The organism is Hahella sp. HNIBRBA332, from assembly GCF_030719035.1.
Classification (GTDB): Bacteria; Pseudomonadota; Gammaproteobacteria; order Pseudomonadales; family Oleiphilaceae; genus Hahella.
This window is the reverse complement of sequence record NZ_CP132203.1, coordinates 3483831-3506610: the sequence shown is the minus strand read 5'-3', so window position 1 is coordinate 3506610 and position 22780 is coordinate 3483831. Positions and strand designations below refer to the sequence as shown.

Annotated in this window: 21 protein-coding genes; 13 read left to right on the top strand and 8 right to left on the bottom strand. The window is 54.4% G+C overall.

Translation table 11 applies throughout. The annotated features are described in order from the left end of the window. Positions 1 to 2 precede the first annotated feature (2 nt). The 3 genes from O5O45_RS15540 to O5O45_RS15530 form a co-directional block, all read right to left on the bottom strand. Positions 3 to 896, bottom strand: a complete 894-nt coding sequence (locus tag O5O45_RS15540) for an ABC transporter permease (protein WP_305906111.1) — start codon at positions 894 to 896, stop codon at positions 3 to 5. Between the two features lie 67 nt (positions 897 to 963). Further along, positions 964 to 1929, bottom strand: coding sequence for an ABC transporter substrate-binding protein (locus tag O5O45_RS15535; RefSeq protein WP_305906110.1), 966 nt, complete (start codon positions 1927 to 1929; stop codon positions 964 to 966). 114 nt (positions 1930 to 2043) lie between these two features. After that, positions 2044 to 2439 carry a hypothetical protein gene (locus O5O45_RS15530; RefSeq protein ID WP_305906109.1) on the bottom strand — a complete coding sequence of 132 codons (396 nt, stop codon included), beginning with the start codon at positions 2437 to 2439 and terminating at the stop codon, positions 2044 to 2046. Positions 2440 to 3016: 577 nt separating this feature from the next. Between O5O45_RS15530 and O5O45_RS15525 the strand changes: the two genes are divergently transcribed. After that, positions 3017 to 4690, top strand: coding sequence for an AMP-binding protein (locus O5O45_RS15525; RefSeq protein ID WP_305906108.1), 1674 nt, complete (start codon positions 3017 to 3019; stop codon positions 4688 to 4690). Between the two features lie 44 nt (positions 4691 to 4734). On the opposite strand, the gene O5O45_RS15520 is transcribed toward O5O45_RS15525, so the two are convergent. Both O5O45_RS15520 and O5O45_RS15515 read right to left on the bottom strand, forming a co-directional pair. Next, the gene (locus O5O45_RS15520; RefSeq protein WP_305906107.1) at positions 4735 to 6420 is read right to left on the bottom strand and encodes an ABC transporter permease; all 1686 of its coding nucleotides are present in this window, start codon (positions 6418 to 6420) and stop codon (positions 4735 to 4737) included. A gap of 94 nt (positions 6421 to 6514) precedes the next feature. Beyond that, positions 6515 to 7537 carry a Fe(3+) ABC transporter substrate-binding protein gene (locus O5O45_RS15515; protein ID WP_305906106.1) on the bottom strand — a complete coding sequence of 341 codons (1023 nt, stop codon included), beginning with the start codon at positions 7535 to 7537 and terminating at the stop codon, positions 6515 to 6517. Between the two features lie 348 nt (positions 7538 to 7885). On the opposite strand from O5O45_RS15515, the gene O5O45_RS15510 reads away from it, so the two are divergent. Both O5O45_RS15510 and O5O45_RS15505 read left to right on the top strand, forming a co-directional pair. Further along, a complete protein-coding gene (locus O5O45_RS15510; RefSeq protein ID WP_305906105.1) occupies positions 7886 to 8482 on the top strand; it encodes a hypothetical protein in 597 nt (198 codons plus the stop codon). A 200-nt stretch (positions 8483 to 8682) separates the two neighbouring features. After that, positions 8683 to 10008: an HD-GYP domain-containing protein gene (locus O5O45_RS15505; RefSeq protein WP_305906104.1), complete on the top strand. Its 1326-nt coding sequence runs from the start codon at positions 8683 to 8685 to the stop codon at positions 10006 to 10008. 21 nt (positions 10009 to 10029) lie between these two features. Here the strand turns inward: O5O45_RS15505 and O5O45_RS15500 are convergent, their stop codons facing one another. Continuing rightward, entirely contained in the window at positions 10030 to 11046 is a 1017-nt protein-coding gene (locus tag O5O45_RS15500) for a hypothetical protein (protein WP_305906103.1), read from the bottom strand. A gap of 82 nt (positions 11047 to 11128) precedes the next feature. Between O5O45_RS15500 and O5O45_RS15495 the strand changes: the two genes are divergently transcribed. From O5O45_RS15495 to queF, 4 genes are all read left to right on the top strand, one after another. Continuing rightward, on the top strand, positions 11129 to 11296 hold the full coding sequence (locus tag O5O45_RS15495; protein WP_305906102.1) for a hypothetical protein: 168 nt from the start codon (positions 11129 to 11131) through the stop codon (positions 11294 to 11296). Positions 11297 to 11362: 66 nt separating this feature from the next. Further along, positions 11363 to 12322 carry an ABC transporter ATP-binding protein gene (locus tag O5O45_RS15490; protein WP_305906101.1) on the top strand — a complete coding sequence of 320 codons (960 nt, stop codon included), beginning with the start codon at positions 11363 to 11365 and terminating at the stop codon, positions 12320 to 12322. After that, entirely contained in the window at positions 12319 to 13089 is a 771-nt protein-coding gene (locus tag O5O45_RS15485; protein WP_305906100.1) for an ABC transporter permease, read from the top strand. The genes O5O45_RS15490 and O5O45_RS15485 overlap by 4 nt, the downstream gene beginning before the upstream one ends. A gap of 23 nt (positions 13090 to 13112) precedes the next feature. Next, positions 13113 to 13937 carry an NADPH-dependent 7-cyano-7-deazaguanine reductase QueF gene (gene queF / locus O5O45_RS15480; RefSeq protein WP_305906099.1) on the top strand — a complete coding sequence of 275 codons (825 nt, stop codon included), beginning with the start codon at positions 13113 to 13115 and terminating at the stop codon, positions 13935 to 13937. 98 nt (positions 13938 to 14035) lie between these two features. Here queF and O5O45_RS15475 read toward each other — a convergent pair whose 3' ends face one another. After that, entirely contained in the window at positions 14036 to 15370 is a 1335-nt protein-coding gene (locus tag O5O45_RS15475) for an MFS transporter (RefSeq protein ID WP_305906098.1), read from the bottom strand. A 230-nt stretch (positions 15371 to 15600) separates the two neighbouring features. Continuing rightward, a complete protein-coding gene (locus tag O5O45_RS15470; protein WP_305906097.1) occupies positions 15601 to 16995 on the bottom strand; it encodes an adenylate/guanylate cyclase domain-containing protein in 1395 nt (464 codons plus the stop codon). Between the two features lie 581 nt (positions 16996 to 17576). Here O5O45_RS15470 and O5O45_RS15465 point away from each other — a divergent pair. The 6 genes from O5O45_RS15465 to O5O45_RS15440 all read left to right on the top strand — a co-directional run bounded on the left by O5O45_RS15465 (position 17577) and on the right by O5O45_RS15440 (position 22739). Beyond that, complete coding sequence (locus O5O45_RS15465; RefSeq protein ID WP_305906096.1) at positions 17577 to 18143, top strand: nitroreductase family protein; 567 nt, start codon at positions 17577 to 17579, stop codon at positions 18141 to 18143. A 277-nt stretch (positions 18144 to 18420) separates the two neighbouring features. Further along, entirely contained in the window at positions 18421 to 18816 is a 396-nt protein-coding gene (gene flgB / locus O5O45_RS15460; RefSeq protein WP_305906095.1) for a flagellar basal body rod protein FlgB, read from the top strand. A 2-nt stretch (positions 18817 to 18818) separates the two neighbouring features. Then, complete coding sequence (gene flgC / locus O5O45_RS15455; protein ID WP_216737404.1) at positions 18819 to 19256, top strand: flagellar basal body rod protein FlgC; 438 nt, start codon at positions 18819 to 18821, stop codon at positions 19254 to 19256. A 24-nt stretch (positions 19257 to 19280) separates the two neighbouring features. Continuing rightward, positions 19281 to 19958, top strand: a complete 678-nt coding sequence (locus O5O45_RS15450; RefSeq protein ID WP_305906094.1) for a flagellar hook assembly protein FlgD — start codon at positions 19281 to 19283, stop codon at positions 19956 to 19958. A 17-nt stretch (positions 19959 to 19975) separates the two neighbouring features. Next, on the top strand, positions 19976 to 21931 hold the full coding sequence (locus O5O45_RS15445; protein WP_305906093.1) for a flagellar hook protein FlgE: 1956 nt from the start codon (positions 19976 to 19978) through the stop codon (positions 21929 to 21931). 61 nt (positions 21932 to 21992) lie between these two features. Continuing rightward, the gene (locus tag O5O45_RS15440) at positions 21993 to 22739 is read left to right on the top strand and encodes a flagellar basal body rod protein FlgF (protein WP_305906092.1); all 747 of its coding nucleotides are present in this window, start codon (positions 21993 to 21995) and stop codon (positions 22737 to 22739) included. Positions 22740 to 22780: the final 41 nt, after the last annotated feature.

Here is a 22780-nt window from a genome sequence, read left to right as displayed (position 1 = left end):
GCTTAAGGCCTCCCTGTGGGTTTGAATACGGCGCGCTTGGCGGTAGGCAGAACAATCGCCATGGCCACCAGAGCGGCGGTGATCAAATTGAGGTCCTGCGCCTGCAGACCCAGAAAGTCAGTGTTGAGGGCGGCCGCCACGGCCAGACGATAGAGTATGGAGCCGATGACGCAGCCCAGCAGCGCCAACAGAATCGTGCGAGGCGTCAAGAGCGCTTCGCCGCCAATGACCGACGCCAGGCCGACCAGAATCACGCCAACCCCCATGGTGATGTCCGCGTTTCCTGTGGATTGCGCGAACAAGGCGCCCGCCAGCGCCACCAACCCGTTGGACAGCGCCATGCCCACCATAATCATGAAACCGGTATTAATCCCTTGCGCTTTGGCCATATGCGGATTGGCGCCCGCAGCGCGCATGGCCAGACCCAGCTCTGACTTCAGAAAGAACAACAGAAAACCGGCGACGGCGATAACTACGACAGCAAAGCCAATAGGGGCGGCGTAGTAATACTTAACGCCCAGAGTATCAAATACGCTGAGGACGGTAGGCTCGCCCAACAAAGCGACATTGGGTTTGCCCATGATGCGCAAATTAATGGAGTACAACGCCATCATGGTCAGTATGGAGGCCAACAAATGCAGTATCTTGAGCCTTACGTTCAACCAGGCGGTGACGCCGCCCGCCATCGCGCCGGCAGTAATCGCCGCAAGCGTGGCCAGCCAGGGATTCCAGCCAAACGTAATCAGGGTGGCGCACACCGCTCCGCCTAAAGGGAAGCTGCCGTCGACGGTGAGGTCTGGGAAGTCCAGGATGCGGAAAGACAGAAACACGCCGAAGGCGACGAGGGCGAATACAAGGCCGACTTCAATAGCGCCAAGAAAAGCGATTTGGGACAAAAGTACCTCCGGGAACAACTGCAGTGATGGGAGAGGGCCTCGCCTTGAGGCCCTGGAGAGAGCGGGATCAGCCGCCTACGATTTCCTTGGCTTCTTCAGACAATTTGGGGTCCAGTTTGACGCCCATGCGCTCAGCGGCGCCAGGGTTCAGATAAAGCTCCAGCTTTTCAACGCCTTGTACGTCGATATCGCCAGGGGCTTTGCCTTCAAGAATATCCGCTACGATACCGCCGGTTTGTCTGCCTACATCGTAGTAGTTAAAACCATAAGCGGCGATGGCGCCGCGGGTGACGGTGTCAGTGTCGGCGGCGATGACCGGCAGCTTATTCTGCTCGCCGACTTTGATCACCGCTTCCACGCCGGAAATAACGGTGTTGTCAGTCAGCAGGTAAATGGCGTCGACTTTTCCTACCAGTGAGCGCGCTGCGTTCAGAATCTCTGAACTCTTGGTGACGGCGGCCTCACGCAGAATCAGGCCAGCGCTCGCGCTTTCTTCTTTCAACCTTTCCACCAGAGAGACAGAGTTGGCTTCGCCAGGGTTATAAATGGTGCCGATGGTTTTCACATCAGGAACAATGCGTTTTACCAGTTGCAGGTGCTTGTCGATGGGCAGCATATCCATGGTGCCGGTGACTTTACCGCCAGGCTTTTTCAGCGTCTTGACCAGTTTTGCTCCCAGAGGATCGGTAACAGCGGAGAAAACGACTGGCGTGTTGCGTGCGGCCGCTGCGGCGGTGATCGCGGAAGGCGTGGCGATGGCGACGATTACGTCAGGCTCTTCACCCGCGAATTTCTTGGCGATCTGGTTGGCGGTAGTCGGGTTGCCCTGAGCGCTTTCGTACATCCACTTCAGGTTTTCGCCAACTTTGAAACCTCTCTCGGCGAGTTCGTCCTGCACGCCCTTACGGCAGGCGTCCAAAGCGGGATGCTCGACAATCTGGGTGATGGCTACGAATTTCTCGTCAGCAGCCAGAGCCGCCGGACTCATGAAGGGTAACAAGGACAACAAGCCCACCAACAATTTCTTCGACATACACGATCTCTCTTTATGAGTTATGGTTTTTGCCCGCCTGACTCCTGTGCGCCGGGAGCCGGATTATAGTCGGCAGGGGAGTTTTCTAAAACCGGAAATCCGCGTCAACCCTCGCTATGACGCGCGGATCCGTTTATCTCGCTGCGGCGCTTTGAGATAAAACTTCCTTTTCGCCAGTCCCTGCATGCCCGAATAGAGGGTGTAGCCGAAGCCCGCCAGAAACAGCAGGGAGACGACCAGCAACACAATATTCTGGGTGAGATTCCGTTCTATATTAAATTGCACGACCGTGACGAAAATCGACAGCTGCTCTATGAACAGGTAGGCGGTAATCAGGCCGCCGATAAAGCTTGTCACCATCTGACTGCAGATAATCATTCGCGACGGTATCACTGCGACATGTCCGCAGGCGTCGCACTCATATGTTTCTGTAAGTTCCGTCTCGTTGTGCCCTTGCACGGCGGCAATAAGAATTCCATTTTTGCATTTTCGGCAGCGGTAAGAAGACATTATTATTTTCCTGTTGTAAAGATCCTGGCGATGGACGCCTTCGACCTATCTTCTTAATGGATTCTCCTCAGGAAACGCGCGCTTCAACCTTCTTTTCACTGGCGGCCTTCGGTGGTCAGTCTGCTGTCCATATTGCGACAAAGAACTGGCGCCCCGGGGCTATGGCGGTGTGATTGGAATGGCCTCGCACGATTCCGACGAGCACATGTCAATATATGCAGTATTGGCGGGTTATTATAGCCGCTTGGCGGGGCAGGTCCACGACTCACGGCGTTTGCGGACAAGTTTTACAGAGTTTTCAGAAGCTGGAGAGGTTGAAGTCTGCGCTTGCTGCGTCAATCGGACTAGGATATTTTGCGAATCAAGCCCGGATTCACAAGCCGGCAGGGGATACACTAACCTCGTTCAGGGACCCGCCGTATACTGCGGTTGATTGAATTAAGGGCCGGAAGAGCCAAGGCGCTATCCGCAACGAATACTCTATTCGTGAAGATAGTTGTCCGTACAATGAATAAGTCTAATAATCAATAATTTATAAATAACCAACAATACTAATAAAAGAAGGCAAGGACACACTATGGAGCTGCATACGCATATTCCCACCCCATTGCAACGTCTTTACCACTGGGAAAAAAGCCGCCCCGGCGATGTTTTCATGACCCAGCCGATGGGCGATAACCTTTCAGTCGATTACACCTTTCAACGGACTGCGCAGGAAGTGAGGCGCATGGCGGCGTATCTGCGTTCGCTGGGATTGCCTGAAGACGCCAAGGTGGCCATCCTGTCGAAGAACTGCGCCCACTGGATCATGAGCGATCTGGCCATCTGGATGGCGGGCTATGTTTCGGTTCCTTTGTATCCGACGTTGAGTGCGGAAAGTGTTCGGCAGATTCTGGAGCACAGTGAGGCCAAGGTGCTATTCGTTGGCAAACTGGATGACTGGGACAGCATGAAAGCCGGCGTTCCGGATGATATTCGCTGCATTTCCTACCCACTGAGCCCCCCCAACGACTTTCCTACCTGGGACGATATTGTCGCCAAGACGCACCCTCTGGAGGAAAGCCCGCCCCGGAAGCACGAAGAGCTGGCCACCATTGTCTACACCTCTGGCTCTACAGGTATGCCGAAAGGCGTGATGCTGTCGTTCAATAATCTGGCGTTTGCGGCGGATGGCGTCGTGAATTTTCTGGACGTCGGCTCCCATGAGCGAATGCTCTCGTATCTGCCGCTGTCACATGTATTTGAACGTTTTGTGGTGGAGATGGGCGCTCTGTACACGGGATTCCACGTGTTTTTCGCCGAATCCCTGGACACCTTCGTGCGCGATTTGAAAGCGGCCAAGCCCACTTTGTTCCTGGCGGTGCCGCGCATCTGGACCAAGTTTCAGGCGGGCGTTCTGAGCAAAATGCCGGAAGAAAAGCTGAATCTCCTGCTGAAGATCCCCGGCGTATCGCACCTGATCAGAAAGAAAGTGCTGAAAGGCTTGGGACTGGAGTATGTGAGATTCGCCGGCAGCGGTTCTGCGCCCCTGTCACAGGATATTCTCAGCTGGTATCGCCGGTTGGGGCTGGAGCTGCTGGAAGGTTATGGCATGTCGGAAAACTTCGCCTACTCCCATATGACCAAACCGGGACGCACCAAAGTGGGGTTTGTTGGTGAGGCGTTGCCCGGCGTGGATGTGCGAGTAGGATCGGACGGGGAAGTCTTGGTGAAAAGCCCCGCCACCATGATGGGGTATTACAAGGAGCCGGATAAAACCGCGGAGGCTCTCACCGAAGATGGCTTTTTACGCACCGGCGATCTCGGCGAGGTGGACGATCTTGGCCGCCTGAAGCTGACCGGGCGCAAGAAAGAACTGTTTAAGACCAGTAAGGGCAAGTATGTAGCGCCCGCGCCGATTGAGAACCGCATCATCAGCCATCCGCAGATAGAGATGGTTTGTGTGGCTGGCTCCGACTATCCGCAGCCTCATTGTCTGGTCATGCTGTCTGATGACGCCTATCCGAAGCGGTCGAATCCAGATTTTCGTCAGACATTAGAGAAGAGTCTGCAAACCCTGTTGCAGGACGTCAACGCCGCCGTTGATCCTCATGAGCGTCTGCAGTTTCTGGCGGTGGTGTCTGAGCAATGGACCATCGAAAACAATTTCCTGACGCCCACCATGAAACTGAAACGCAATGTCATTGAAGAGGCCTATAAGCCGCATCTGGAGCAATGGTATAGCGCTAAAGCGCCAGTCATCTGGCAATAGCACTCTACAACCGGCCAGGGGAGAAGTTCCCCTGGCGGTTTTTCTTAATACTGTTTCGCCGTACTGGCTCGATTCAGCAGAATGACGGGAATGATTCCTGTCGCCACAATAAACATGGCGGCCAGGGCGCTGTGTTCCAGCAACTCATCTGACGCGTATTGATACAGGTACGTCGCCAGGGTCTCAAAGTTGAACGGGCGCAGGATCAATGTGGCCGGCAGCTCCTTCAGCACATCGACAAATACGATAATCGCCGCCGTCAGCATACTGCGGCTGAGCAGGGGCAAATGCACCTTGGTGAGAATGGATAAAGAACCGTGCCCCAGCGTGCGTGCGGCTTGATCCATTGAGGGAGTGATGCGACCCAGCCCACTCTCGGCGGAACCGAGGGAAATCGCCAGAAAACGTGCGGAATAGGCGTAGATGATGGCGGCGATGGTGCCGCTGAAGATCAGGCCGGTGCTGATATTGAAATAATCACGGGCGACCCCGTCGATGCCATTGTCCAATGCGCCCAAAGGCACAATAACGCCGATGGCCAGCACTGCGCCGGGCATGGCGTAGCCGACTGACGCCAAACGCGCCATGGACTTATTGAGGGCGCTGGGGGCGATGCGTTGGGAGTAGGCCAGCAAAGCGCCGACAACGACCAAGAGTCCGGCTGCGATAGTCGCCAGTTGCAACGAATTCATCGCCAGGCGGAAAAACTCCGCATTCCAGGTGACGTCGAAATATTCGATGGAGTAGTACCCCAGTACGGAAGCAGGAACCAGAAAGCCGAAAAATACTAATAAGAAGCAGAACGTAGAGGCGATGTACGCAGACTTGCCGGTGAGTTGCGCCGGCGTCAACGGACGTGTGCGGCCGCCGCTTTGATAGCTCTTGGATTTATGTCGTGAGGCGCGCTCCAGGTACAACAAGGCCAGGGAAATGCCCACCATGAGCGCAGCGATTTGCGCCGCGCCGCCCACATTGCCAAGGTTTAGCCAGGTATCGTAAAGCCCCGCAGTCAGAGTCTGGACGGCGAAAAAGCTGACGGCGCCAAAATCGTTGAGGGTTTCCATCAGCACCAGCGCCAGGCCGACCGCGAGAGCAGGGCGAATAATCGGCAGCACGATGCGATAAAAGGTGCGCAAGGCGCCGGCGCCCAGAGAACGACTGGCCATTAACAAACTGTCTGACTGCTCCATCAAAGCCGCCCGGCAGGTCAGATAGATATAGGGATACAGGACCAGGGAGAACATGATAATGGCGCCGCCCAGACTGCGAATCTGAGGGAACCAGTAGTCCCGCGGCGTGCGCCAGCCGAACCACTCTCGTAACAGCGCTTGCACAGGGCCGGAGTATTCCAGCAAGTCAGTATAAACATAGGCGATGACATAGGCGGGCACTGCGAAAGGAAGTAGCAGCGCCCAGGAAAACAGTTTACGCCCGGGGAAACGATAGAACGCCACCAGCCAGGCGGAGGTCACGCCAAAGAAAGTGGCCAGCAATCCCACGCCAAGCATCAGGAAAAACGTGGCTTTCAGATAGCGCGGTAATACTGTGCTCCACAGGTGAGGCCAAATATTTTCTGTAGGGAAAAACGCCACATAAATGACGGCGAGCAGAGGTATGACGGCGATCAAAGCGACAATCGCGCTGAAATAACGCCAGCGTCGGGCGTCTGGGGCGCCTGTCGTCGCGTGTTTGGAAAGCTCCCGTATGACCGGGGCTGATACTGCTTCCATTAATGGGTGACCTTACCGTCAGTTCCCGAGTTTATAACCGCCAAAGCCGAAGCGCTTGGGCTTCGGCTTGTAACTGAGCGGTCGTTGCGTGCGATCAGCCGTCGAAGTCGACTCTATCCACCATTTTCACCGCTTTTTCGCGCAATTCGCCAACTTTGTACAAAGGTAGCTCATCCCGCTTGAACTCCCCCCAGGAAAGCACTAAACCGGACGGTTCCACGCCGGGCTTGACTGGGTATTCATAGTTCTGTTCAGAGTACATTTTCTGAGCCAGCTTCTCGGACAAAAACTCCATCAGCTTGATGGCGTTCGCTTTGTTAGGTGAGCTTTTGGTCAGACCGACGCCGCTGATATTCACGTGAGAGCCGCGGTTTTCCTGATTGGGGAAAATCAAGTTGACGGCGCGGGCCCATTCTATCTGATTTTCATCGGTCAGCATCAAGCCGTAATAGTAGCTGTTGCCCAGGGAGACGTCACAAATGCCGTCTTTAATCGCTTTGACTTGAGCCCGATCATTACCTTGGGGTTTACGGGCCAGATTCTCTTTCACGCCTCGCAGCCATTCTTCCGTTTTAGCCTCGCCATGGTGGGCGATCATTGAGGCGATCAAACCAATGTTATAGGGATGCTTGCCGGAGCGAGTGCATATGCGGCCTTTCCACTCAGGCTTGGCCAGATCTTCATAGGAAATGCTTTTCACGTCGGTGCGCTCTTTGGAAGCGTAAATAACGCGCGCGCGAGCGGTGAGGCCGAACCAGGCGTCATCCTGCGCCTGATATTGTTCCGGGATGTTGGCGTTTAAAACGTCTGATTTTACCGGCTGCAGCACCTTGGCGTCAGTCAGCTCCTGCAATTGACCGATGTCGGTGGTTAACACCAGGTCCGCGGGACTGTTGGCGCCTTCGCGCTTCAATCTTTCCGCCACGCCTTCTTTGGCGAATACGACGTTGACCTTGATGTTGGTCTGGTTAGTGAACGTATCAATCAAAGGCTGGATCAAAAACTCCTGACGGTAAGAGTAAACATTGACCTCTTCCGCAGCCTGGGTGGCCAGGGGCGTCAAAGAGAAAGCGGTAAAGAGAGCGGCTTTGAAAACCGAGGCGGTCTTTTTTTGCATGAAAAGGGTTCCCAACAAGTAAAAGTAAATATAATGAAAATAATTCTCAGTAATTTTGTAACAGTGTCAAGCCCGCATAAATCGCGCCTGCTATTTGAAATCTCCTCACAGGTGTGGAAAATCGAACTGCTTTGCTTGCTAGAACAAGCGCTTAACCACAGCTGCGCCGTTATATCTATGGGTATGCAGGCGTTAATACGCCTTGATGAAAACAACCATGACTTGATCTAAAGCAACCTGTCCGCTTTTGAAAAAGTTGATGGGAGGTCTGTAAGCAAGGCAAATAAGAAGAAGTAAGAGTAAAAAGCAGAATAACAAACAACAGCCTGAATCACATCGGAGAAAGACATGACCATCCGCCCCCGTATTGAGCGCTTACTGTTGCTCTTTCCTTTATTAAGCGCGCTTGGCGGCTGCGCTACGGAATACTCGCACTACGGTCGTTTTGTCGCGGAGAATTCCGCCGGGGAGGAGCGGGAATTTTTAATTTCCTGGCGGACGACGGAGAGCGTGAGTGGAGAGGTAACCGCTGTAACTCCCGTTACGCTCCGCACCCAATGTAGCGACCGTGAGCTGCAATTCATGGAGCCGGGGCAGGGCGGCGACGCCTGTCGCGTGGAGCAAGAGTCCGGTGTGGTCTGGTGTGGAGCGCCAGGACAGGATCTGTCGTTAGAAGGTAAGGCTTTAATTGACTCGAAGACCTTATGCGGGACCATCACGGATGAAAACGGAGCGGATCATATCGCCGACTTAAAGCGCGTCATGCAATTGCAGATTTCTTGTTGGCCTGCACGGACAATAGTGAAAACGGATGATGGTCCCGGTAATCTGGACTATATCAAGGCGTCTTCCGTTCCTTATATAGTGTCGGTCAAGCGGGCCGAAGCCGGCGGGCCGGAAGATAAGCCGCCAGCGCTTTCGGAAATTGTCTGCATAACGGACTAATTTTACGGCGATGCCTGAAGAAGTGTGACAACCCCCGCAAAATCCGTGAGAACTTGTCTATATTTGTACAAAGCGTAAGAAAACTTAATTTTTTTGTAACCGAAAGCCTACCGAATGCAGTGGCTTCTTTCCCTCATTGAGGGAAAATAGTCATCATGTCGTAGTGGAGCTTAGAGCTGACGCTCTATGAGGTTGTATCTATGGCCGCCAAGAAGACACAAATAGCGGTAAGTGAACTACAAATCGGGATGTTTGTTGCGGATTTAGATCGTCCATGGCATCAAACACCATTTCCTATTCAGGGTTTTTATATTCGCAGTGCGGATGACATTCGCGCCTTGCAGTCCTTTTGTCGTTCGGTATACATCGACCGGCCGTTGACGCGTACTGAATATGAAACAATGGAGAACAGCGGCAAAGAAGAGTTGCTGTTCAGATTGGGCTCATTGTCTTCCGGTAAATCCGTTGAAGAGCATCGGCTAACCCTTCCTCCTATTAAAATCCGTCGTCCCGCCAAATATGAGCGACAAAGCACCCTGAAGCATGAAGTAAAAGAAGCGGAAAAGCTGACGCATCGGGTGAATCAGGCGCTGGATCGCGTTTTCGCGAATGTTTGTTTAGGACAGGCTCCGGATATTGTGGAAACCGAAGAAGTCGCCGCAATGATGGTGGAGAGCGTGATTCGCAACCCCGACGCCATGCTGTGGTTGTCCCGTGTCAGAAGACGGGATGAGTACGCATACTCACACTCTGTGGCCGCCAGCATTTGGGGATTGGTGTTCGGTCGTCAACTCGGGCTTTCCAGAAGCTACCTCAAAGATTTAGCCACTGGCCTGTTGTTGAGCCAGGTAGGCAAGGCGAAAATGCCGCAGGAACTGTTGCAAAGCGCCAAGTTTCTAGACGCCGCCCAGTACCAGCGCTACAAAGGATATGTGGACATGAGTGTGGCGATCCTAAAGTCGGATCCCACAATTTCGCCGAGAGTGGTCAGTGTGGTGGAATACCATCGCGAACGTCACAACGGCTCAGGTTTCCCGCAAGGGGTGACTGGCGACAAGATTCCTTTGCTGGCCAAGATAGCTGGCCTGGTTGATCATTATCAGGAAATGCTGGAGCCGCGCGCAGGGGCGGAAGCGATGACCTCGCTGCAGGCGGTAACGGCGCTCTATCACTCCCGCAATATTGAATTCCAGGAAGACCTGGTGGAGAAATTCATTCAGTGCGTTGGCATTTATCCTACCGGCGCCACAGTCGAGCTGAGCAATCGTGAAGTGGGCGTGGTTATCCAGCACAACATGGAGCGGAAACTATGGCCGACCGTGATGGTGCTGTTGGATGAAGATAAAGCGCCGCTGCGCACCGCCAAGGTGGTGGATCTGATGGCGTTTAACATCAAGCAGAGTAATGAAGACAGCTATCTTCACATTACACACAGTCTGCCCAGTGGAGCGTATGGCATCGACGCCTCGCGGTTTCAGGTGACCGGCGCCAACAGCCGCTGGAGCCTGCGTCACTTCATGGGGTGATCGGTTGCGATGCGGTTGACGCTACAGCAGCGTTACCCGCATCACCTTCTGATACCAGCGATAGTCGCCTTCCAGACGCATATTGACCACAATTTCTGTTTCCTCTCCCGATTCTCCCGTAATCATAAAACTGAACTCCCTGCTTTCCGGCGTGGGATCGGGAACGATTGCGATAACGGATCGGGGGGGATCTGGAATGTCGCCTTCGGAATCCGGCAGTTCATCTACCGTTTTCACCTCCAGGTCGGCCAGCCCTACGGAGATATCAATTAACCGGATTTGTACGGTGAAAGTACGTGTGTCGCCTGCGTTGGCCTCAATGTGTTCACTTTCCAGAAAAATATGTCCGCCTTCCCTGAGAAAGATGTTGGCGCCGAGCGTATTGACCCAGTTCACGCCCACTGAAGCGGCGGCGACTGTTTCCAGCGGCGTCAGATCGGAGCAGACTTCACGCAGACACAGCTCCGCTACAAGGAGGTTTTCCGGGCTTTCGGGGAAGTCGTCCAAGTTGCCGAAATCAGCGGGATCGATAGTAAAGTCTACGCCGGCGGCATTGATGGAACTTTCAATCGTTGCACGCGTTGAATCACGAACTTGAATGCCGTTTTCCGTATCGGAGTCAAAGTCGATGGAAACCAGGAAGCGCGCTGTATTGACGGCGATATTGGATTCCGCGTTGAGCACCTGCTTTTCCTGTTCTTTATGAGTGCTGAGACCGCCGACCACTGTGCCGGGATAGATAGCCTGTTCCCAAGTCGGATCAAAGTCGATAGGGGTCATGAAGCGTTTGACGGGAATGTCCTGCGCCAATACCACATCACCGATAAAGAAGGTGACGGTTTCACCGGGATAGTATCTGAACTCGCCATGGTCGCCGGTGACGCCGGATTGGCTTGCGGTCCGATAATTAACGCCCGCCACACCGGGAGAGCCAAGATAGGCGGTCGCTCTATCGTCGCTGGATTCGCCTCCGCCGCCGCATCCCGCCAATACGGCGGCGAACGTCAGGGTCATGGCTCTTAACGGCCGTTTCATCATTGATACTTTCCTTTTTGTTTATTATTCGTTCTGCAGACCAATAGCGTCCCTTTTATGTGTCTGCAATCTACAGGTTCTGCGCATGATCGCTGCTGCGCCCTCAACCCAGGCGCTTATTGACGCAGATTATAAAGAGTGGGCGGGCGCTAAAAAGGAAGCCCATCGCAGTTTTCGGGGAAATGGACGATTAATTCCGTCTTTTTCATTGAAAAAAACAGGCGGCGACGCAATCTATACAGTCTTCCCGTAAACCAGGCCGCTGGCGCGCCCCTTATGCCTGACGCTCTCACACTGGCCGCAGGAATCAGAAAGAATTATGACTACCGCACTGGCTATTCGCGATTTAAGAAAAATATACGGTAACGGTTTCGAGGCCTTGAAAGGCATCAACCTGGATGTGGAGGAGGGCGACTTTTTTGCGCTTTTGGGCCCTAACGGCGCAGGCAAGTCCACCACTCTTGGCATCGTATCCTCATTGGTGAACAAGACATCCGGCTCTGTCTCCGTCTTTGGCCACGATCTCGATAAGGATCTGGTCAAAGCAAAACTGCAATTGGGCGTCGTGCCTCAGGAATTCAACTTTAACCAGTTCGAAAAAGTATTCGATATCCTCGTTACTCAGGCTGGTTACTACGGCATTCCCGCCAAAGTATCCAAGGACAATGCGGAAAAATATCTGCGAGAGCTGGGGCTTTGGGACAAGAAAGATCAGCAGGCGCGCATGTTGTCGGGCGGTATGAAGCGGCGCCTGATGATTGCCCGCGCGCTGGTGCATGAGCCGCGGCTGATTATCCTGGATGAACCGACCGCTGGCGTGGATATTGAACTGCGCCGCAGCATGTGGACCTTCCTTACCAACGTGAACAACGAAGGCCGCACGATCATTCTGACCACACACTATCTGGAAGAGGCGGAAGCACTGTGCCGCAATATCGCCATCATTGATCGCGGCAGGATTCTGGAAAACACCAATAAGCGTGATCTGTTGAATAAGCTCAACCAGGAAACCTTCGTACTGGATCTCACCTGTCGTCTGCAAGAGGCTCCGCGCCTGGACGGCTACGGTTCCCGTCTTACCGCCGACGGCATGCTGGAAGTGGATGTGGACAAGCAGCGCAGCCTGAATGAAGTGTTTCAGCAGTTGGACCAATTAGGGGTGAAAGTGAGCAGCATGCGCACTAAAACCAACCGTCTGGAAGAGTTGTTTATCCGCATGGTCAACGAGGATAAGAAAGTGACAGGCAGTACGGCGAACGCAGAGGAGGCGCAGGCATGAACAGCGCGATTATGATCGCCTTTAACACCATTCTGATTAAAGAGGTGCGCCGCTTCACCCGCATCTGGTCGCAGACATTGCTGCCCCCGGCGATCACCATGACGCTGTACTTCGTGATTTTCGGCAACCTTATCGGGCCAAGAATTGGAGAAATGGGCGGATACTCTTACATGGATTTTATCGTACCCGGGCTGATCATGATGTCGGTCATCACTAATTCTTACGCCAATGTGGTGTCGTCATTCTTCGGAATGAAGTTTCAGCACAGTATTGAAGAGCTGCTGGTGGCTCCCGTGCCGAATTACGTCATTCTGCTGGGATACGTCGGCGGCGGCGTCGCCCGCGGTTTGGCGGTGGGCGTGATTGTGACGGCGATTTCCCTGTACTTTACGGACTTGCAGATTCACAGCTTGCCGGTGGTGGTCAGTGTGGTGTTTATGACGGCGGTGTTGTTCTCACTGGGCGGTTTTATCAATGCGGTCTACGCCAATAAATTTGACGATATCTCTATTGTGCCCACCTTTATTTTGACGCCGCTGACCTATCTGGGCGGGGTCTTTTACTCCATCACACTCTTGCCGGAGTTCTGGCAGAATGTGTCATTGATCAATCCTATTCTGTATATGGTCAACGCATTTCGTTATGGCCTGCTGGGCGTCAGTGATATCAATCTGGGCGCGGCCTACGGCATGATTCTCTTATTTATCGTCGCGTTGTTCAGCTTTAGTATGCGCCTGTTGAACAAAGGCGTTGGCATACGCACCTAACCGGTTTTTTTGGAGAAGTAATTTTGGAACTGGAAAAACATACGCATCTGGGGAAGGCGACGGAATATCCTGAGGCATACTCGCCGTCCTGGCTGACCCCTATTCCCCGCGCCAAATCCCGGGCGACCCTGGGCTTGAGCGGCGCTCCGGATTTCGTTGGCGAGGATTTATGGAACGGCTATGAGTTGTCCTGGCTCAACGGTAAAGGCAAACCGGAAGTGGCTCTTGGCGTATTTCGCATTCGTTGTGACAGTCTCAATATCATTGAGTCCAAGTCCTTCAAGCTGTACCTGAACTCGTTCAACCAAAGTCGCTTCGCTTCCCGTGAAGAAGTGCAGGCGCTGATGCAGAAAGATCTGTCTGCGGCGGCGGAAGGCGAGGTGTCGGTGACATTGCTGTCGGCAAGCGATTGGCGCGATGAGTCCTCTTTCTGGCGTGCGGCGGAAAACCTGGACGGTCTGGATATTGAGGTGGAGGTGTATACCCCTGACGTCTCATTGCTGCCTGACCCTGTGGGGGACGATGTGGTGGAGGAGACGCTGAGTTCAGACTTGCTGAAGAGTAATTGTCCAGTCACAGGGCAACCGGACTGGGCCACCCTGTATATTCATTATCGTGGGAAGCCGTTGGATAAGGCGGCGCTGTTGAAGTATATCGTCTCCATGCGTTCGCATCAGGATTTTCATGAGCACTGCGTGGAGTCGGTTTATCTTGCGCTGATGCAACGATATCAGCCGGAGAAGTTGGCGGTATATGCGCGTTATACCCGACGCGGCGGGCTGGATATCAACCCTTTGCGTTCCAACTATCCCTTGGCGGCGGATAATTTCAAGCTGCCGCGACAATAGCTCAGAGGTCGCTCGCTCCTCTTGATAGAGGAAAGCCGCGTCAGACATTGTTCGGCGCGGCCGCCCTCCCACTTCCTTGTGTGTCTCTCTCAGCGATGCTATTCCGCCACTTGGGTCATCAATTCTTTCTCGGTGATAAACCCCGCCACAATGATAAACGCCAGGCTGGCGAACAAGCACATGGCGAGGTATACCGCGCCGAAAGCGCTGTAGGCCGCTTGCAGAGAGCCGCCGCCATGATACAGGGACGAGCAGATCACCACGCCAGCGGCGCCGCTTAACTCCCGCACGTATCCGAAGAAGGAAATTCCGACGCCTCTGTCCGCCGCAGGCAACACGTTTTGTACAGCACAGGTCAATCCTGGCAAGGTAAAGCCGATCCCCAGTCCAATTATTGGAAACAGCGGCGCGAACGCCACTTTCATCAACATCAGGAAGAAAGCGATGGCGAGCAGTATGAAACCCAGCAGAATGTGCGTCTTGTAAGCTCCTGTCGCCGCAATGTGTTTACCGGAAAAGTAGGCGCTGACGCAAACGCCGAGGGTGAACAGCAGCATGCTATAGCCGCTAACGGTCAGACTGACCCCATTCTGCGTCTGCATTTGCAATGGGAAGTAAATTAACGCCGCCGTCATCAGGATCTGGCTTACGCCCATCGTCAGGATGCAGGCGGCGTAGTTGGGAAGCTTGAACAGATGGCGCGGGACGACGGAACGCTTTTTATCCGTGAGTAGATACGTCCAGGCCCCGGCGATAAATAAGGCCCCAACGAGAGTGAAGGTCTGCGATAAGCTCAGGTCTTCGCTAAGCAACAAGATAAGCAACGTCGTGGAGGACACCAGTAGCAGTGAGCCGCCCCAATTGAACTTATCTTTACGTTTGACGACCTTATCCTTGATGTTTCTCACGGAGATAAAAGCCGCCAGTAGGGCCAGAGGGATATTGATTGCGAAGATCCAGCGCCAGCTCAAGTGTTCCGTCAGCAGACTGCCGAACACCGGTCCGGCGATATTGGAAGCGACATAGATGGCGGAGATGTAGCCCTGATAGCGGCCGATCTCCCGTGCGGGAATGGCGTCTGAAATCACCACGAACGCCAGTGAAATCAGGGCTCCGCCGCCGACGCCCTGCAAAGCCCGGGCGAGTATGAGCGACGGCATATCAGTGGCGAGGGCGCATAGCAACGACCCAATGGAGAAGATCCCCAGACTGACAATGATCACTTTGAGTCTGCCGAACAGATCGCTCAATTTGCCGCAGATAGGAATGACGCTGGTGGCGGTTAGCAGATAGGCGGTGACGACCCAAGCGATATCGTTCATGGCGTTGAGTTCCGTCCCAATGACGGGAAGGGGCGTGGTGACGATGGTCTTCTCCAGCGCGCCCAGAAAAATAAGCAGAGAGACGCTGAGTAGCGTTTTCTTTTGTGACATATAGAACCTGATATGAAAGGCGAAACATTGCGCGCAGTCACGCTGGCGCAGGTTGAGCCAGTGTGAGTGCAATCGGGGCGGGTGCGCGTCGAGGGGGACGCGGCTTTGTTAGATCATGGCGAAGCCAACCTCCGTGTACTGAGATGCACCCATGTCGCGCACCTCAGCGTCGCCGACGCATTGGGAGGCGCGATCTGTACTTGAGTCAGTAAATTGGACGAAGGGCGTGGCTAGTTGCGCAGCTTTTCCGCTGCGCTTTCGAGGGACTTCAGTATGCGCTCCTTGGCCTGGGCGCTGACTTTGCCGGCGTCCAGATACATGGCGAATCCTTCGGTTTCATGCTCGATAAAGCTCTGATTGCCTCCCATATCGCGGCGTAAATCCACGACAGAGTAAATCGGCACTGGCTTGGTGAAGCCCTTCACCGTAATTTCGCCCTTATCCCGGCACATGATGGTGTCCTTGATCAGCGCGAAGGTCTCGTAGGATACCAGAATTTCTCCGGGCGCCGCCATGGATTCGAGACGGCTGGCGAGGTTCACTTCTTTGCCTATGATGGTGTAATCCATACGGTTTTCCGCGCCGAAGTTGCCCACGGTGCAGTAGCCGGTGCTGATGCCCATGCGAATTTCCAGCGGTGTGCGCACGCCCTGGCTGCGCCACTTTTGCCGTAAAATTTTCATGTGCTTGCGCATTTCGATCGCCATCATGACGCAGGCGCAGGTATCTTCCTTGGCGCCGCGACTGCTGGGATCGCCGAAGAAGATCATGATGCTGTCGCCCACGAATTTGTCGATGGTGCCGCCGTATTTAAGCGCGATCTGGGACATCTCGTTGAAGTAGGTATTGAGCAGCTCGGTCAGACTTTCCGGCTCCATCTCCTCCGCCAGTTCGGTGAACCCTTTGATATCGGAGAAAAACACCGCCAGCCGCTTACGCTGTGTTTCCAAACGAACGTCGCGCTCGCCGGTGAAGATGGATTGCCAGACCTGCGGCGACAGGTATTTGGCCAGCTTATGAGACAGGGCGATGGATTGCTCGCGCTGAAACTGGATCTGCGACTTCGCCTGCACCAGGGCGCGAGCCTGTTGGTGCGTGTAGTAGGCAGTGACGCCGACATAAAGCGAACAAGTGACGCCGCCGATGATGCTGACCACCATGGGGGTAGGCGGCGCGAAGCTCAAACCAAAATAGATGGACGCCACGGTAAAGCCGGCGAGAAAGGCGATGTTGCCGTATAGCCAGCTTTTCATGCCGCCGACAATTATGAAGCTGAAGTTCAGCATCAGCAGAAAAAACAGAGTGGGGGTGACGCTGAATTTGATTAGCACCAGAATCACGCCGCATAGAAAGCCGTCCACTACCATCATGCCCTGGCGGACCTTGGTGTTCTTCTGTTTATCGAAGAAGCGCAGAGCGAAATACAGAATATGCGGCCATAGCATGGCGCCGGGAATGATCCAGATAAGGTACTCGTCGAAATGCCCCTCCAGAATGCCGGCGACGATAATGGCGGCGCATACCAGATAGCCGAGCACCCGGGCGTTATAGTCCGGCATGGGCGGGATCGTCACCTGAGTCGGGGAGTGCGGCGTATTGGCGAGATGTGGAGGTATCGGCATCATTTGTGTCATAACCGCGAATACCGGTATTGTCCCGTCAGCATATTTTTCAACCTAACCAAAAGTCCCTGCGAGCGCATGGGAGTGGCAATGCGGCTCGCCGGTTTGCTGTTATCAATAAAAACGTCCTGTCCTAGCACGGATATACCCTAAAAAGGACAGGATTAGAAGGTTTTCCGGGTGGAAAGCGGGAGGCGCCTGTGCAACAGGCGTAGCGCGACGCATTGGTTGAATGCGGGATTGCCATGTAAAAAGCCGTTGGACCGGCGTAAACCATCCGCCATAACTGCCGCCCTCTTCTGGTAGTATAGTCCACCAGCGCTACGATCGCGTCTAAGGTTAGCAGTAATGGGGTTGTCGGACAATCTGTGGGACGGTTTTGTCTGTCGTTAGACAATCTTTAACCTTTTGAGTTGGCGTAAATGGAAGATGAAGTGGCGTGATAGGACAAGTGTTTTCTGACGGTCAATTGCATATATTTAAGAATTATTCCTATTTATAATCTGATCCGAAATCAGTCGCCGGGCTTTTGTTGGTCTGACCGGCGGTCACGCGGATAAACAACAGGAGCCACGTATAACACCATGGCGGTATTAGATATTCTTGTAAATCGAACCTCCACTCCCTTGTTGCAGGCGCCGGCGCCGAGCCATGAAGAATTGCGGAAACTGTATCCGGTGATCATGCGCGCGCCGGACCATGGCCGCTTACGGCCGTGTCGGTTGATTATTGTGGAAGGCGAGGGGCTCGATGCTCTGGGCCGCATATATTACGAAACTGCGGAGCAGGATGGTCAGGACGACGCGGCCAAGCAAAAACTGGCCAAGGCTCCCAGTCGCGCGCCAATGGTGATTGTGGTTGTCGCCACTGCGCAGGAACACCCCAAGGTTCCGGAGTCGGAACAGCTGATTTCCGCCGGTTGCAGCGCCTATGCGTTGATGCTGGGGCTGGAGGAATTGGGCTATGGCGCTATGTGGCGCACCGGATGGGTGGCCTATGACGAGCGTGTCAAGCAGCGTCTTGGTTTGGCCTCCAACGAGCATGTCGTGGGTTATCTTTATGTAGGGACGCCGGCCAGTAAAGAGAAGAAAGTTCCCGAACCGCCTGCTTTTGAAGAGCGCGTCAGTTTCTTCACTGGCGAAGCGAGCTGATTTTCCTGCGACGCTGCATGTTTTAGCAGGCGTCGCTTATCTCATATCCCCACCCGCCATATTCGTCCTCCTGTTAAACCCTTTCGATGACGATGGTTGTCCTTTTGCCGCATGGCGTGGACGCACTTTTCTTCAGGGCGGTATCCCTTTGCCGCCCTCCGCTTGACTGAAAATGCTATCTAACTGAAAAATAAAATAAAAAAAATAACTGGCGCGGGACTTGCTGACATTGACGCAAATGACGATTGTCGCAGTCAGGCAACTGCAGAGGTGTTAGATGGCCATATCATTCGACAAAGCGCTGGGTATCCATGAGCAAGCGCTGAACGTCCGCGCCAGACGGGCGGAAGTGCTGGCGAACAACATAGCCAATGCGGACACGCCGGGGTTTCGCGCCCGGGATATCGATTTTAAAGCCGTGCTCAGGCAGGCCAAAAGTATAGAGGACTCACTGGAGGTGGTTACAACCCACGATGCCCACATGGCGATAAAAACGCCGGCGGAAGGGGCCCTGTTGTACCGCCAGCCGCTGCAACCTTCCATTGACGGCAACACCGTGGATACGCAGACGGAAATCGTGCAGTACTCCAAGAACGCGCTGGATTTTCAGGCCAGCTTTGAATTCCTCAACAGCCGCCTGAAAGGCATCGTCAGCGCGATTAAAGGAGAATAACGATGGGGATCAATAGCATTTTCGACATTGCCGGTTCCGGTATGACTGCACAATCCGTGCGACTTAACACTACCGCCAGCAACCTGGCCAACGCGGACACCGCCAGCTCGAGCATCGATCAGACTTATCGTGCGCGCAAGCCGATTTTTGCGGCGGTGCATCAGGACGCTCTCAATGCGGCGATTCCTCCTTCGATCAACGATGACGCCTCTCGCGGCGTTGAGGTGCGCGCCATTGTGGAAAGCGATGCCTCTCTGGAGCGTCGCTACCAACCGGACCACCCCATGGCGGATGCGGACGGCTATGTGTTTTATCCCAACGTGAATGTGGTGGAGGAAATGGCGGATATGATGTCCGCTTCCCGCAGCTTCCAGACCAATGTGGAAGTGCTGAATTCAGCGAAAACCATGATGCAGCGCCTGCTGACTATTGGTCAGTGATGAACTTTTCGTGAGGACAGCGTGATGAGCGATATCAATACGGCAAATCAGACTAGCGACGCGCTGAGTCAATACGCGCTTCAGCAAAAGTCCGCCAACAGGAAAAACGAGCTGGGTAAAAACGAATTCATGGATCTGATGATCGCCCAGTTGAATAACCAGAGTCCGCTCGATCCCCAGGACAATACAGCGTTTGTCGCACAGTTGGCGCAATTCAGCTCGGTGGAAGGGATTCAGTCATTGAATTCGACCGTGGACACAATGGCCTCTCAGTTTCGCAGCGCACAGGCCTTGCAGGCCTCGGCGATGGTGGGACGGGATGTGCTGGCTCCGATGGAAAGCGCTATCAAGAGTGCGGATGGATCCATAAATGGGGTGGTGGAGCTGCCTGCCGGAACGTCGCAATTGACCATTAGCGTCTATAACGAGGCTGGCGAACTCATCACGACTATTGATAAAGGTTATCAGCCCGGTGGCGATGTCACGTTCAGTTGGGACGGCAAAAACAGCAACGGCGAAACTTTGCCGGCGGGGCGGTATGAAGTGGTCGCACGGGCTCGCTACAGCGGTGAGCAGATGCAAGTCAGCTCTTATCTGGCGGCCAATGTGGATAGTGTATCAATCGCGCGTGACGGCGGCGTCACTTTGAATCTGGCCGGACTTGGCTCGGTCGGATTAAGCGATATCAAACAGATCAGTTAGCATGTGCGAGGTGTGGTATGCCGTTTAATATCGCGTTAACAGGAATCAGGGCAGCGTCGGTCGACCTGGAGGTGACCGGCAATAATATCGCCAACGCCAGCACTACCGGCTTTAAACGGTCGCGTGCGGAGTTTGGAGATCTGTACGCCAACAGCTTTTTAAGTCTGGGCTCTAACCCGGTCGGAGACGGCGTACGGGTGCAAAAGGTGCGGCAAGAGTTTGCGCAGGGCAATCTTTCCTTTACCGAGAATGGTCTGGACCTCGCCATCAACGGCGAAGGCTTCTTTATCCTCGACACCAACAACGGCGATCGTCGCTACAGTCGCGCCGGCGCTTTCGGCATCGACAAGGAAGGTTATGTGGTGAACAGCTCCGGCATGCATCTGCAGGGGTTTGTCGCCAATGACAGCGGCGTCGTCAGCGGAGTGCTGGGCGATCTGTTGATAGATGACACCAGCCTGGCGCCGGACAGAACCACAAGGGTGGACGCCAACCTTAACCTGGATGCGTCCGAGCCGGTGCTGCTGGAACGTGGCGATACACTGTCCTCAGACGGCGTGTTTATTGGGCAGGCGGTGGATGCTACCGCCGCCGGCACGAATGGCGCTAATGGCTATGCCGCACAGACAATTACCGTGACTCAGGCTGATGGCTCCACTTCAACGGTGACCATTCCAGCGAACAGTTCCGCGAATGAAATAGCGGCCCTGTTCAACAACCTGGACAACATAGACGCCGCCGCCAGTACTCGCGCCACGATTACGGCGGCGGGTTTCAACAATGCCTCCGGCACTATGCAGGTGTTTATCAATGGCGTGCTATTCGACGGCTACACCAACCTGACTGACTTGGGCGACGCCATCAACTCCTCTTCCTCATTGATTGGCGTGCGCGCAGTGCTGGACGGTACGGATCTGGTGGTAATCGATAACCGCGGCAATGATCTTAGCTTCAGTTTCAATGGTGCGGCTGGCGATCAGTTTGTGGTGCAGGGCAACGATGCGGCGGCTACCTCACAAACCTTGAGTACGGCTCTGACGGATGTCGTAGTAGGCGGCAGCGTCAACCTGACCATTCAGGATGGCGTCACTTTGGCCAGCGGCACGAGCGATCTGTTCGCCACCTTTACCGGTACGCCTTTCGTCAATAACGTATTCGATCCGGCGGATGAAAACACATACAACCATGCGACATCCACCACGATTTACGACAGTTTGGGCAATTCCCATGTTTTGACGACGTTTTTCGTGAAAGAACCGCAAACAGCGACCACGCCAGATAACCTGTGGACTATGTATGCATTAATTGACGGCCAGGATGTCGGCGACCCCCTGGTGACTGGCGGCACGCCCACCCGCGCGTCCTTTAGTCTGGTCTTCGATCAGGACGGTTCGATCAACGAAGTGCTGTCTGACGATGTGCTGATTTCCAACTGGACGCCGCTGACGCCTGACGGTGCGCCAAACGGCGCGGAAGGGCCGCTGAATGTGGCGGATGGCGGAACCTTGCCGATTCCTGATCCTCCCACCAGCTCTAATTTCTTTATAGATCTTGGCGCAACGACTCAGTATGGCAGCGCGTTTGCGGTGAACGATTTACAGCAAGATGGCTTTACCACTGGGCGTCTGATTGGTTTGGACGTGGATGATGGCGGGGTGATTTTCGCCCGCTACACCAATGGCGAGTCTAAAGTGCTGGGGCAGGTCGCATTGGCGAACTTCAATGACATTCAAGGCTTGGCGCCGGTGGGGGAAACCACTTGGGTGGAGACGTTCAACTCCGGCAACCCTGTGATTGGAGCCCCCGGCACGGCATCTCTGGGGGCTATTCGCTCCAGCTCTTTGGAAGATTCCAATGTGGATTTGTCCGAGCAGTTGGTGGGACTGATCATCGCGCAGCGAAACTATCAGGCCAATGCGAAAACCATTGAGACCGCCAACGCCATCACTCAGACCATCATCAACCTGCGTTAGTGGATGGGTGAAAGAGTGAGAAAGATGATTAACGCGATCAGGTGGAATTCGAGAGGTAGTCATGGATAAAGCCTTATACATCGCCATGAGCGGCGCCAAGCAGAACATGTTGTCTCAGCGCGGCCACGCCAACAACCTGGCTAACGCCAACACCACTGGCTTCAAGTCTGATTTCTTGCAGGCGCGCAGTATGCCGGTGTTTGGCGAACATTATCCGAGCCGCGCCTACGCCATGACGGAGAGGCCGGCGACGGACTTCGAAATGGGGTCGCTGATGCAGACTGGACGCGACCTGGATGTCGCTGTCGCCGGCAAGGGCTGGATTGCTGTACAGGCGCCGGATGGCGGCGAAGCTTATACCCGGGAAGGGGAGCTGCTGTTGGATGTGAATGGCATGCTGCGCACAGGCTCGGGTTTGCCGGTGCTCGGCAACGGCGGGCCTATCGCCGTGCCGCCGGCGGCAAAGCTTAATATTGGCGTAGACGGCACGATTTCTATTGTGCCGTTGGGCGGGAATCCAGACGAAATCCAGGAAGTGGACCGTATCCGTCTGGTCAATCCTCCCACCGAAAGTCTTGAAAAAGGCGTCGATGGACTGATTCACTTGAAACCGGACGTTCCCGGTCCGGCTCTCCCTGATGGGCTGGTGCGTCTGGAGCCCGGCTATCTGGAGTCCTCCAATGTCAATGCCGTCGAAGAAATGACGGAAATCCTCTCTCTTTCCCGCCAATTTGAACTTCAAGTCAAAGTTATGCGCGCTGCGGATGATAACACCGAAGCAGCGGCACGCTTATTGCAGATCTCCTAGTAATCCCGCATGAGCGGCAATTTTCCGCCATGCGGCCCGGA